At 43.7% G+C, this 12,348-nt stretch carries 11 protein-coding genes and 1 tRNA gene; 10 read left to right on the top strand and 2 right to left on the bottom strand.

Going from position 1 to position 12,348, the window contains the following annotated elements:
- Positions 1–146 precede the first annotated feature (146 nt).
- The 5 genes from dnaN to gyrA are packed head-to-tail and all read left to right on the top strand — an operon-like array spanning position 147 to position 7,058.
- Complete coding sequence (dnaN, locus tag PGU50_RS11470) at positions 147–1,256, top strand: DNA polymerase III subunit beta (protein WP_008371388.1); 1,110 nt, start codon at positions 147–149, stop codon at positions 1,254–1,256.
- Positions 1,257–1,278: 22 nt separating this feature from the next.
- Entirely contained in the window at positions 1,279–1,488 is a 210-nt protein-coding gene (locus tag PGU50_RS11465) for an RNA-binding S4 domain-containing protein (RefSeq protein ID WP_022220243.1), read from the top strand.
- A 12-nt stretch (positions 1,489–1,500) separates the two neighbouring features.
- Positions 1,501–2,586 (top strand): DNA replication/repair protein RecF, encoded by a 1,086-nt coding sequence (recF, locus tag PGU50_RS11460; protein ID WP_008371390.1) that lies wholly within the window; start codon positions 1,501–1,503, stop codon positions 2,584–2,586.
- A gap of 10 nt (positions 2,587–2,596) precedes the next feature.
- Positions 2,597–4,513, top strand: coding sequence for a DNA topoisomerase (ATP-hydrolyzing) subunit B (gyrB, locus tag PGU50_RS11455; RefSeq protein ID WP_022220242.1), 1,917 nt, complete (start codon positions 2,597–2,599; stop codon positions 4,511–4,513).
- A gap of 10 nt (positions 4,514–4,523) precedes the next feature.
- Positions 4,524–7,058 carry a DNA gyrase subunit A gene (gyrA, locus tag PGU50_RS11450; protein ID WP_117836204.1) on the top strand — a complete coding sequence of 845 codons (2,535 nt, stop codon included), beginning with the start codon at positions 4,524–4,526 and terminating at the stop codon, positions 7,056–7,058.
- A 273-nt stretch (positions 7,059–7,331) separates the two neighbouring features.
- Here gyrA and PGU50_RS11445 read toward each other — a convergent pair whose 3' ends face one another.
- Both PGU50_RS11445 and bioB read right to left on the bottom strand, forming a co-directional pair.
- On the bottom strand, positions 7,332–7,889 hold the full coding sequence (locus tag PGU50_RS11445) for a biotin transporter BioY (RefSeq protein WP_117836202.1): 558 nt from the start codon (positions 7,887–7,889) through the stop codon (positions 7,332–7,334).
- A gap of 50 nt (positions 7,890–7,939) precedes the next feature.
- Entirely contained in the window at positions 7,940–8,911 is a 972-nt protein-coding gene (gene bioB, locus PGU50_RS11440; protein WP_055297481.1) for a biotin synthase BioB, read from the bottom strand.
- A gap of 194 nt (positions 8,912–9,105) precedes the next feature.
- Here bioB and PGU50_RS11435 point away from each other — a divergent pair, with 194 nt between their 5' ends.
- The 5 genes from PGU50_RS11435 to PGU50_RS11415 all read left to right on the top strand — a co-directional run bounded on the left by PGU50_RS11435 (position 9,106) and on the right by PGU50_RS11415 (position 12,183).
- Positions 9,106–9,948 carry a fumarate hydratase gene (locus tag PGU50_RS11435; protein ID WP_055248668.1) on the top strand — a complete coding sequence of 281 codons (843 nt, stop codon included), beginning with the start codon at positions 9,106–9,108 and terminating at the stop codon, positions 9,946–9,948.
- 131 nt (positions 9,949–10,079) lie between these two features.
- On the top strand, positions 10,080–10,520 hold the full coding sequence (locus PGU50_RS11430; RefSeq protein WP_117836200.1) for a C-GCAxxG-C-C family (seleno)protein: 441 nt from the start codon (positions 10,080–10,082) through the stop codon (positions 10,518–10,520).
- Positions 10,521–10,585: 65 nt separating this feature from the next.
- Positions 10,586–11,137, top strand: coding sequence for a Fe-S-containing hydro-lyase (locus tag PGU50_RS11425; RefSeq protein ID WP_055158083.1), 552 nt, complete (start codon positions 10,586–10,588; stop codon positions 11,135–11,137).
- A gap of 3 nt (positions 11,138–11,140) precedes the next feature.
- Positions 11,141–11,872, top strand: a complete 732-nt coding sequence (locus tag PGU50_RS11420) for a lysophospholipid acyltransferase family protein (protein ID WP_117836198.1) — start codon at positions 11,141–11,143, stop codon at positions 11,870–11,872.
- Positions 11,873–12,095: 223 nt separating this feature from the next.
- Positions 12,096–12,183: transfer RNA gene (locus tag PGU50_RS11415), tRNA-Ser, on the top strand.
- Positions 12,184–12,348 lie beyond the last annotated feature (165 nt).

Below are 12,348 nucleotides of genomic sequence, written 5' to 3'. Positions count from 1 at the left end.
CTGTCCATGGACTTGTCAAAGCCTTAAATCCTTTTGGATCAAGGCCTTAAAGTACTTGTCCACAATTCAACAGACACTACTAAGATAACTACGGATTTGTTTTATATAAATATATATTTTGCGCGTCGAAAGGAGTTTTACACATTATGAAAATCAGATGTCTTAAATCAGATCTTGTGAAAGGGGTCAGCATTGTATCAAAGGCTGTTCCGACAAAGACAACCATGCCGATCCTGGAATGCATTCTGATAGATGCAACTACAGATATTATCAAACTTACAGCGAACGATATGGAGCTTGGGATCGAGACTGTGATCAGAGGGCAGATCGATGAGAAGGGAATGATCGCACTGGATGCGAGGATTTTCTCAGATATCGTAAGAAAGCTTCCTGATAATGAAATCGTGATTGAAAGTGGAGTGAACTTTCAGACGCTCATTACCTGTGAAAAAGCAAAATTCAATATTTCCGGTAAATCCGGTGAAGATTTTTCTTATCTGCCGTATATTGAGAGAGAAAATCCGGTTTCCATTTCCCAGTTCACACTGAAAGAAGTGATCCGCCAGACCATTTTCTCAATTGCAGACAACGACAGCAACAAACTGATGACAGGAGAACTCTTCGATATGAACGGGGATATTCTGAAAGTGGTATCCCTTGACGGACACCGTATTTCCATCCGCAAGATCGAGCTGAAGGAATCTTATGAACCGAAGAAGATCGTGGTTCCGGGAAAGACCCTGATCGAAGTCAGCAAGATCCTTTCAGGTGAAGCAGACAGCGAAGTGAGACTGTATTTCACAGCCAACCACATTGTATTTGAATTTGATGATACCGTTGTAGTATCCAGACTGATTGAAGGAGAATATTTCCGTATCGAGCAGATGCTGTCCAATGATTATGAGACAAAGGTAAGAATCAATAAAAGAGAACTCCTGAACTGTATTGACCGTGCAACTCTTCTTGTAAAAGAAGGTGATAAGAAGCCGATCATCATCAACATTCAGGATGAAATGATGGAACTTAAGATCAAGTCAGAGAAGGGTACGATGGATGAAGAGATTATGATCACCAAAGAGGGAAAAGACCTCTTGATCGGCTTCAATCCGAAGTTCCTCATTGACGCACTTCGTGTCATTGATGACGAAGAAGCAGATCTTTACTTTATGAATGCAAAGGCTCCTTGCTTTATCAAGGATGAAGGAGAAAGCTATGTATACCTGATTCTTCCGGTGAACTTCAGTGGAGCAGTATAGGAATTTAGAGAGGACAAAAAATATGGAGACAATCAAACTCAGAGATGAATTTATCAAGCTTGGTCAGGCACTGAAAGCAGCAGGTCTTGTAGGATCCGGTGTGGAAGCCAAGGAAGTCATTACAGAAGGTCTGGTAAAAGTTAATGGAGAAGTAGATACCAGACGTGGTAAAAAATTATATGACGGCGACGTTGTTACATTTAACGGAGAAGAGATCAAGATTGAAAAATAGGCTGGCACAGGTATGATTATCAAATCATTAAAATTAAAAGATTACAGAAATTATGAAATATTGAATATTGAATTTGATCATGCCACGAATATTTTTTACGGTGATAATGCGCAGGGCAAGACGAATATCCTGGAAGGGGTGTATTTGTCGGGAACCACGAAGTCTCATAGGGGGACGAAGGACCGGGATCTGATCCGATTCGGGCAGGATGAGGCTCATATTGAGACTGTCATTGAGAAAAATGGCGTTCCATGGCAGATCGATATGCACCTGAAGAAGAACAGTCCGAAAGGGATTGCGATTAACAAGGTCCCGATCCGGAGGGCGAGTGAGCTTTTCGGTCTGACGAATTTTGTGTTTTTCTCGCCGGAGGATCTGAACATTATTAAAAATGGTCCGGCGGAGAGGAGAAGGTTCATGGACCTGGAGCTTTCACAGCTTGATAAGGTGTATCTTAGTGACCTGGCAAATTATAACCGCACACTCAATCAGCGGAACCGTCTGCTGAAGGATGCCTATTACAGAGATGATATACTGGACACACTGGATGTATGGGATATGCAGCTGGTTCAGTATGGAGAAAAGATTATTCAGAGAAGGCTCCGGTTTATCGAGGAGGTCAATGCGATAATCGGAGACATTCACCATAAACTGACGGGAGGCAGGGAAAGGATCGGCCTTTCGTATGAACCTGGATGCGGAGCACTTTCGCTTGAGGCGGCGCTTGAGAAGAACAGGGAGCGCGATATCAGGATGAAGAGTACCTCGGTGGGACCTCATCGGGATGATATCTGTTTTATGGCAGGTGGGATCGACATCCGCAGATTCGGATCGCAGGGGCAGCAGAGGACAGCGGCACTTTCGCTGAAACTGTCTGAGATCGAGCTGGTACGGCAGATCATAAAGGATACGCCGGTGCTGCTGCTTGACGATGTATTGTCTGAACTTGACAAACACAGGCAAAACTATTTACTGGACAGTATTCATGATATACAGACTCTGATCACCTGTACGGGACTTGACGAGTTTGTCAATCATCGATTTTCAATAAATAAAGTATTCCATGTTCAGAACGGACATGTATCAAAAGAGAATTAGGAGGATCAATATGAGTGCAGAATATGGAGCAGACCAAATCCAGATACTGGAGGGGCTGGAAGCAGTAAGAAAGAGACCTGGTATGTATATCGGCAGTACATCTTCAAGAGGACTTCACCATCTTGTCTATGAGATCGTTGACAACTCGGTGGATGAAGCGCTTGCAGGATACTGTGATCATATCCAGGTGTTCATCAATCCGGATAATTCAATTACGGTTATAGATAACGGACGTGGTATTCCGGTGGGGATCAACCACAAAGCGGGACTCCCTGCGGTAGAGGTTGTATTTACCGTGCTTCATGCCGGCGGTAAATTCGGCGGTGGAGGATACAAGGTATCCGGTGGACTTCACGGTGTAGGAGCTTCCGTTGTAAATGCGCTTTCTGACTGGCTTGAGGTTGAGATCTGCCACGAAGGGAAGGTGTACAGACAGAGATATGAAAAAGGACATGTTGTTTACAAGCTGAAGGTTGTAGACGAATGTGATCCGGAGAAGACAGGAACAAAGGTAACCTTCCTTCCGGATGAAACTATTTTCGAAGATACAGTATTTGATTATGATACGTTAAAACAGAGATTCCGTGAGATGGCGTTCCTTACCAAGGGACTTCGCATCAGCCTGACTGATCTCCGGGATGAAGAACCGAAGGAAAGAGTGTTCCACTATGAAGGCGGTATCAAGGAGTTCGTTCAGTACTTAAATCGCAGTAAGACTCCGCTTTACGAGCAGATCATCTACTGTGAAGGAACAAAAGATAATGTAGAAGTTGAAGTTGCAATGCAGCACAATGATTCTTATACAGATAACACCTATGGTTTTGTAAATAATATCACAACACCGGAAGGTGGGACCCATGTGGTCGGATTCAGAAATGCGATCACAAAGACCTTTAACGACTATGCGAGAAAGAACAAATTATTAAAAGACAGTGAGCCGAATCTTTCCGGTGAGGATATCAGGGAAGGTCTTACAGCGATTATCAGTGTTAAGATCGAGGATCCTCAGTTTGAAGGACAGACCAAGCAGAAGCTCGGTAACAGTGAAGCGAGAGGTGCGGTTGACAGTATCGTCAGCAGCCAGCTTCAGATCTTCCTTGAACAGAATCCTGCTATTGGAAAATCAATTGTTGAGAAGTCGGTTATGGCGCAGAGAGCAAGAGAGGCGGCCAGAAAGGCGAGAGATCTTACCAGAAGAAAATCCGCACTGGAAGGCATGTCACTGCCTGGAAAGCTTGCAGACTGTTCAGACAAGGATCCATCCAAGTGTGAGATCTACATCGTAGAGGGAGACTCTGCGGGAGGTTCTGCAAAGACAGCCCGTGACAGAGCGACCCAGGCGATCCTGCCACTTCGTGGAAAGATCCTGAATGTAGAGAAGGCAAGACTGGATAAGATCTACGGTAATGCCGAGATCAAGGCAATGATCACTGCATTCGGTACAGGAATCCATGATGATTTCGATATTTCCAAACTGAGATATCACAAGATCATCATCATGACCGATGCCGACGTTGATGGAGCACATATCAGTACACTGCTTCTGACATTTCTCTATCGTTTTATGCCGGAGCTGATCAAACAGGGCTATGTATATCTGGCTCAGCCGCCGCTTTACAAGCTGGAGAAGAACAAGAAAGTCTGGTATGCATACAGCGATGAAGAACTGGCGAAGATCATCAGCGAAGTCGGACGTGATCAGAACAATAAGATTCAGCGATACAAAGGTCTGGGTGAGATGGACGCAGAGCAGTTATGGGATACCACAATGGATCCGCAGCATCGAATCTTAAGAAGAGTGACAATGGACGATGAGACATCTTCCGAACTGGATCTTACCTTTACAACCCTGATGGGAGATAAAGTAGAACCAAGACGAGAATTTATCGAAGAGAATGCAAAATTTGTTAAGAACTTAGATATATAGGAGAATACCAATGGAAGATAATATTTTTGATAAAGTTCATGAAGTGGATATGAAAAAAACCATGGAAGAGTTCTATATCGATTATGCCATGAGTGTTATTGCTTCTCGTGCGCTTCCGGATGTAAGAGACGGTCTGAAACCTGTTCAGAGACGTATTCTTTATTCGATGATCGAGTTGAACAACGGTCCTGACAAGCCGCACCGTAAATGCGCGCGTATCGTCGGTGATACCATGGGTAAATATCACCCGCATGGTGACAGTTCTATTTACGGAGCCCTCGTTAATATGGCACAGGACTGGTCTACCCGTTACATTCTTGTAGACGGTCACGGTAACTTCGGTTCTGTGGACGGCGACGGTGCTGCCGCAATGCGATATACCGAGGCAAGACTTAGTAAGATTTCGATGGAAATGACAGCGGATATCAATAAAGATACCGTTGATTTTGCACCGAATTTTGACGAGACAGAAAAAGAACCGACCATACTTCCGTCAAGATTCCCGAACCTTCTGGTAAACGGAACCTCCGGTATCGCGGTAGGTATGGCAACCAATATTCCACCGCACAACTTAAGAGAAGTCATCGGTGCGGTTGTGAAAATTATTGATGACCAGATTGAAGATAAAGATGAGACCACGATCGAAGAGATCATGGAGATCATCAAAGGACCTGATTTCCCGACGGGAGCAACGATCCTTGGAACAAGAGGAATCGAAGAGGCTTACCGCACAGGACGTGGAAAGATCCGTGTGCGTGCGGTATCCAATATCGAGCCAATGCAGAATGGAAAGCACAGAATCGTAGTAACCGAGCTTCCGTATATGGTCAACAAAGCCCGCCTGATCGAGAAGATCGCGGAGCTTGTAAGAGATAAGAAGATTGATGGAATCACAGACCTGAGCGACCAGTCAAGCCGTGAAGGTATGCGTGTCTGCATCGAATTGAGAAGAGATGTGAACCCGAATGTCGTTCTGAACCAGCTTTACAAGCATACACAGCTGCAGGATACATTTGGTGTGATCATGCTTGCATTGGTCAATAATGAACCGAAGGTTATGAGCCTTCTGGAAATCCTGAACCATTATCTGAAACATCAGGAAGACGTTGTGACCAGACGTACCAAATACGAGCTGAATAAGGCAGAAGAACGTGCACACATCTTGGAAGGTCTGCTGATCGCCCTGGATAACATTGATGAGGTTATTAAGATCATCCGTGGATCCAAGACCGTACAGATTGCGAAAGCAGAGTTGATGAGCCGCTTTAACTTAAGTGATGCACAGTCCCAGGCTATCGTGGATATGCGTCTGAGAGCTCTGACCGGTCTGGAAAGAGAGAAGCTGGAAACAGAGTATGCAGAGCTTGAGAAGAAGATCGCAGAGTACAAGGCGATCCTCGCAGACAGAAAGCTTCTGCTTGGCGTAATTAAGAAAGAAATCCTTGTGATCTCTGAAAAATACGGAGATGACAGAAGAACAGCCATCGGATTTGATGAATACGACATTTCTACAGAGGATCTGATCCCGAGAGAAGATGTGGTGATCACCATGACTAAGATGGGCTATATCAAGAGAATGAGCAATGATACCTTCAAGAGCCAGAACCGTGGCGGAAAGGGTATCAAGGGTATGCAGACTCTGGATGAAGACTATGTAGAAGAGCTGTTCATGACCAATACTCACCAGTATATTATGTTCTTTACCAATACCGGACGCTGCTATCGCCTGAAGGGATATGAGATTCCGGAAGCAGGAAGAACATCCCGTGGTACAGCAATTATCAACATCCTTCAGCTTCAGCCGGATGAGAAGATCACAGCAATGATTCCGATCAAGGAATTCAAGGAAGGCGACTATCTGTTCATGGCAACCAAGAAAGGTCTTGTTAAGAAGACTCCGATCCTGGATTACGCAAATGTAAGAAAGACTGGACTTGCTGCGATCACACTCCGCGAGGATGATGAACTGATCGAAGTTAAGATTACGGATGACGAAAGAGATGTTATTCTCGTTACGCAGTATGGTCAATGCATCCGTTTCCATGAATCTGATGTACGTTCAACCGGAAGGACCTCTATGGGCGTTCGTGGTATGAATTTAAGTGACCGTGATGAAGTTGTTGCAATGCAGCTTGATGCGCAGGGTGAAGAGCTTCTGATCGTATCTGAAAAGGGTATGGGCAAGAGAACCCGCATGGAAGAATTCACAGCCCAGAACCGTGGTGGAAAAGGCGTGAAATGCTATAAGATCACAGAGAAGACCGGAAATGTAGTCGGTGCAAAGGCAGTAGGTCCGGATGATGAGATTATGATCATCAACACAGATGGTATCGTGATCCGTATGGAATGTGCGGGGATTTCCGTACTCGGAAGAATCACATCCGGTGTTAAACTGATCAATCTGAAGGAACACGAAGAAGTTGCAAGTATCGCAAAGGTACGCAGGGCTTCAGGTGAACTGGAGGAGAACGCAGAAGAGACTGCAGAAGAAGCAAATACAGAAGCAACTGCTGAGACGGTTGTAGAAGAGCAGACAGAAGAATAAAGATCTGAGCGAAAGTAGAAATACAGAAGCAGGATAAATCATAAAGAGACTGGACAGGGAATATGCAAATGCCTTGTCTGGTCTCTTGCTTTGTTTTGTGAGGCTGCATGGAAAGAAATGTTATGGCATGGCTTGCGTTTGCTCTGGTAAAAGCCGGATTAAAAAAACAAAGAAGCCCGGAAACGCTGCAGCAAACAGGCTTTCCGGACTTTGTAGAGGGGGCTAAATTATTATTTTGCCAGACTTCAAATATTCTGGCAGACGCCGTGCATCTTACTGTGCAACAGCTCCGAGTCTTTTGCGGATTTCAGGTCCGATGATCATGGCAATCACCATCTTGATCAGGTCCGCCGGGATAAATGGAATGACACATACTGCAAGGGCAGCAGATACAGTGTAACCTGCCTGAATGCAGAACCATGCAGTTCCGAATGCATAGCAGATTGCAGTTCCAACGATCATTCCAAGAATCTGGATCCATCTCTGGCTGAATTTGTTAATTACAATACCGGCAATGATTGCCATTGGGATGAAACCAATGATATATCCGCCAGTTGGTCCGGCAAGCTTTCCGATTCCTCCGGTGAATCCGGAAAATACAGGAAGTCCCACAAGTCCGAGAAGAAGATAAAGGATATAGCTGATCGTTCCTTTCTTCCAATCCAGAAGATAGAGAGAAAGATAAATTGCAAAGTTGGTAAGTGAAATCGGTACCGGTCCGATCGGTATGGAAAGCGGTGCAAGAATGCAGGTGACAGCGGTCATAAGAGCGGTGACAGCCATTGCGTAAGTATTGGTAGTTCTAAGTGTCTGAGTGTTTCCCTGAGCCATGTTAAGTATTCTCCTTTTAGAATGTTAATAATGTTCGGTGTGTCAATAAATTAAGCAGATTCGATCTCGTATGTAAAACCGGCATCCGTAATCGTCCGGATCGTATCTTTGATTCCCTGACCATCTGCGGTCAGATAACCGGAAGCGAAGATGGAATCTACAACGCTGAGAAGCTTCTTTTCTTCACCTTTAAAATAAACCTCACGTCCGGCAGCACAACGGATATCTGACTGCGGAACCAGAAGTCTTGCAAGGCAGAGAACTTTCATGCAATACTCAGTTGTGAGTTCGGAAATATCGGCATCACCGAGCGGAGTTCCCGGAATTGGCAACAGGAAGTTGATCGGCAGAGCTTCCGGCTGGATCTCACGAAGCTCCAGAAGCATATCAACAACATCCTCTTTGCTTTCGCCCATTCCAATGATTCCGCCACTGCAGATTTCAAATCCAAGTCTCTGAAGCATTTTGATATTCTGAACGCGCTGCTCAAAAGTATGGGTAGAACAGATGTGACTGTAGTAAGCCCGGCTGCTGTTCAGGTTGTGGTTGATCCGGTCGAGTCCGGCTTCTTTTAACATTAGAGCCTGTTTTTCAGTAAGAAATCCGATGGAACAGCAAAGGTGGGTTCCGTCTTCCTTCATCTTGCGGATCTTAGAAGCCAGTTCTTCGATCTCTTCGTCGGTGAATTTCATACCGCTGAGTCCGATGCAGTGTCTGGAAAGATGATGTTCATTTACAAAATCATTATCTTTATATAACTTCTCATCAGCTACCCACTTATATTTGTCGATATCGGCTTTTGAACGACAGGATTGTGCACAGTAAGCGCAGTCCTGTGAGCAGTTACCGCTGCGGGCATTGGTAAGAATATGAATACTTACATGATTGCCCTTATATTTTCTGCGCAGTTTTTCAGCTTGTGCAATGAGCTGATCGAGTTCTTCGTCCGGTGTATTCAGGATTGCAATCGCATCTTCTCGTGAAAGCACCGGATCTGTAGTTGTTTCAATTTCAGAAATCATAAGTAAACCTTCCTTGGTAAAAAAATATCAAATACATTCCACACTTTACCATGCAAAAGAAAGAATGTCAACTTAAAATTTTATAAGGTTAACAATTGAGGTAATACAGGTTTATTTGAAGATGATTACATTGCAGATGAAAAAAAACCATAGTATAATAAAAATCAGATTATGAAATGCAGGAGGAAAAACCAATGCGTACATTGAACGTGGAAGAGATTTCAAAGAATATCAAAGAAATGTGCATTGAAGCGAACCATTTTCTTTCAAAAGATATGGACATTGCGATGAAAAATGCAGTTTCAACAGAGAAGTCACCACTGGGGAAAAAGATATTAAGTCAGCTTCAGGATAATCTGAAGATCGCCGGAAAAGATATGATCCCAATCTGCCAAGATACTGGAATGGCAGTCGTATTTCTTGAGATCGGACAAGATGTACATTTCGAAGGCGGCAACCTGGAAGATGCGGTAAATGAAGGGATCCGTCGGGGGTATGTTGACGGATATCTGAGAAAATCCGTTGTGAAAGATCCGATTCTCAGAGAGAATACAAAAGATAATACACCGGGAATCATTCATTATAAAATTGTTCCGGGCGATCAGGTGAAGATCAAGGTCGCACCAAAAGGCTTTGGAAGCGAAAATATGAGCCGTGTATTTATGCTGAAACCGGCAGACGGAATCGAAGGAGTAAAGGAAGCAGTTCTTACGGCAGTAAAAGATGCCGGCCCGAATGCCTGTCCTCCGATGGTTGTCGGCGTGGGAATCGGCGGCACATTTGAAAAATGCGCACTGATGGCAAAAGAAGCACTTACAAGAGAAGTCGGAAGCCATTCAGACATTCCATATGTAAAAGAACTGGAAGAAGAATTACTGGAGCGGATCAACAAGATTGGAATCGGACCGGGCGGACTTGGGGGAAGTACAACCGCGCTGGCTGTCAATGTCAACACTTATCCGACTCATATTGCCGGACTTCCGGTAGCTGTAAATATTTGCTGTCATGTTAACCGCCATGTGATCCGCACTATTTAATTTACCGGGGGATTCTGAAAAGACTTTCCGTGCCGAAGATATGTACTCGTGCGAAGATGAAGCATGTTACAAATGTTTTCTGCCCGGTGAGAGGATGTGTAATATTTAAAGGAAATGAAAAGAGGATAATTATGAATACAAATGTAGACGTAGACGCAATGCGAAAAGATGCGGTTGAGATTTTTCAGAAAGGGTTCGCCTGTTCAGAGTCGGTGATCTATGCGATTAAAAAGGGCTTTGATCTTGATCTGTCAGATGATGCGATCGCTATGTCATCCGGATTCCCGTGGGGGCTCGGAGATGGTGGCTGTATTTGTGGTGCGCTTGCAGGAGCAACCATGTGCATCGGCTATTTTTTCGGAAGAAGAACACCTGGAGATGAAGCCTTTTTGAAATGCCAGCGGCTGACGAAAGAGTTTCACGACGCATTTAAAGAACATTGCGGAGCAACCTGCTGTCGTGTGCTGACAAGAGGAAAAGAAAAAAATTCTCCGGAGAGAAAAGAGCAGTGCATTAGTTTTGTAGACTTTACAGTTGAGAAACTGGCTGAAATTATTTTAAGAGAATTATAAGACTCCTGTTAGCAGTTAAAAACGCCGCAGCAGAATACAGAAAAAGAATCAGGAAGGAAAAGGATATGGAAAGACATATTACAGTTCCAGTAGCAAAGGAAGAAATACAGGATTTAAGAGCAGGAGATTATGTATATCTTACGGGAGTTATTTATACCGCCCGTGATGCTGCTCATAAAAGAATGGATGAAGTGCTTTCAGAAGGAAAAGAGCTTCCACTTGATATTAAGAATCAGATGATTTATTATATGGGACCATCTCCGGCGAGAGAAGGAAGACCGATCGGCTCAGCAGGACCGACAACAGCAAGCAGAATGGACAAATATGCACCACGCCTTCTGGATCTGGGGCTTGGCGGAATGATAGGAAAAGGGAAAAGAAGTCAGGCTGTCCAGGATGCAATCGTGAGAAATAAAGCAGTTTATTTTGCAGCAGTCGGAGGAGCAGGCGCGCTTCTTTCAAAATGTATCAAAAGAGCAGATGTGATCGCATATGATGATCTTGGCACAGAAGCGATCCGCCGCCTGGAGATCGAAGACCTTCCGGCAATTGTTGTGATCGACTCCGAGGGCAATAATTTATACGAGACAGCCGTCAAAGAGTATGCGGAGGAATAGGGAATGAATTGTGTAAAAAGAATTGCACTTATGGTAATTCGGAATATTCTGCTTGTTCCGTTTATGTGGTGCAAGCTGTGTTACTATGCCGCGCACGTAGACAAGTATCCGGAGATCACCCGATATAAGCTTCTGAAATATATTGTCAAAAGAGCCAATAAAGGCGGAAATGTAACAATCGAGGCATATGGAAAAGAAAATATTCCCAAAGAGGGAGGGTTTATGTTTTTTCCGAATCATCAAGGGCTTTATGACGTACTCGCAATTGTTGATGCCTGCCCGCGTCCATTTTCTGTGGTGGCAAAAAAAGAAGTGGCAAATGTTCCACTTCTCAAGCAGACATTTAAATGTATGAAGGCCTACATGATCGACCGCGAAGATATCCGTCAGTCTATGCAAGTGATCATGGATGTTACAGAGGAAGTAAAGAAAGGAAGAAACTATCTGATCTTTGCAGAAGGAACCCGCTCGAAGATGGGGAACAAGCTTCTTGAGTTTAAAGGTGGAAGCTTCAAGGCGGCAACAAAAGCGAAATGCCCGATCATACCGATTGCGTTGATCGATTCTTTTAAACCGTTTGATACAAATAGTATCGCACCGGTAACGGTACAGGTACATTTCCTGGAACCGATTTATTATGAAGAATATCAAAATATGAAGACGACAGAGATCGCAAAAGAAGTAAAAAGAAGAATAGAAGAAACCATATCTGAATATGAACCAAAGGAAGCATAAAATAAAGATAAGGTAAAAAGGACAGACTCTTTGCTAGATATAGTGAAAAAGAGTCTGTTTCTTCTATATATAGATAATTAGAAAACAAACTTAAAAAAAGAAAAAAATAATCGAAAAAACCGTTGACAGAAAAAGGGTTCTTAGGTATAATTATCAATGCGCTGTGGAGTTACATTAAAAGTATGTAAACACACAGTTAAATACAGACCTTGGATCGGGCTGAGGAGAAATACTCAAGAGGCCGAAGAGGCGCCCCTGCTAAGGGTGTAGGTCGGGCAACCGGCGCGAGGGTTCGAATCCCTCTTTCTCCGTTTTGTTTGAAAATAACTTCTGAAAAAAACTTCAAAAAAGTTATTGACAAGCAAGAAGATATATGATAATATATCAGAGTTGCTGTTTGAGAGATTCAAAAAAGCAACAAAAAATAATTTAAAAAAGTTGTTGACAAACATGAAACACTTTGATATAATATAAAA

The organism is Coprococcus sp. AM11-30B (genome assembly GCF_027674365.1).
Taxonomy (GTDB): domain Bacteria; phylum Bacillota; class Clostridia; order Lachnospirales; family Lachnospiraceae; genus Allocoprococcus; species Allocoprococcus comes.
The sequence above is the reverse complement of the archived record's forward strand: the minus strand, read 5'-3'. Positions and strand labels throughout refer to the sequence as shown.

Excerpts from the sequence above, each read along its gene's own strand:
- gyrA (WP_117836204.1), top strand. The coding sequence starts at position 4,524 with ATGGAAGATAATATTTTTGATAAAGTTCATGAAGTGGATATGAAAAAA.
- bioB (WP_055297481.1), bottom strand. The coding sequence starts at position 8,911 with ATGATTTCTGAAATTGAAACAACTACAGATCCGGTGCTTTCACGAGAA.
- PGU50_RS11445 (WP_117836202.1), bottom strand. The coding sequence starts at position 7,889 with ATGGCTCAGGGAAACACTCAGACACTTAGAACTACCAATACTTACGCA.
- PGU50_RS11420 (WP_117836198.1), top strand. The coding sequence starts at position 11,141 with ATGAATTGTGTAAAAAGAATTGCACTTATGGTAATTCGGAATATTCTG.
- dnaN (WP_008371388.1), top strand. The coding sequence starts at position 147 with ATGAAAATCAGATGTCTTAAATCAGATCTTGTGAAAGGGGTCAGCATT.
- PGU50_RS11430 (WP_117836200.1), top strand. The coding sequence starts at position 10,080 with ATGAATACAAATGTAGACGTAGACGCAATGCGAAAAGATGCGGTTGAG.
- gyrB (WP_022220242.1), top strand. The coding sequence starts at position 2,597 with ATGAGTGCAGAATATGGAGCAGACCAAATCCAGATACTGGAGGGGCTG.
- PGU50_RS11425 (WP_055158083.1), top strand. The coding sequence starts at position 10,586 with ATGGAAAGACATATTACAGTTCCAGTAGCAAAGGAAGAAATACAGGAT.
- recF (WP_008371390.1), top strand. The coding sequence starts at position 1,501 with ATGATTATCAAATCATTAAAATTAAAAGATTACAGAAATTATGAAATA.
- PGU50_RS11465 (WP_022220243.1), top strand. The coding sequence starts at position 1,279 with ATGGAGACAATCAAACTCAGAGATGAATTTATCAAGCTTGGTCAGGCA.
- PGU50_RS11435 (WP_055248668.1), top strand. The coding sequence starts at position 9,106 with ATGCGTACATTGAACGTGGAAGAGATTTCAAAGAATATCAAAGAAATG.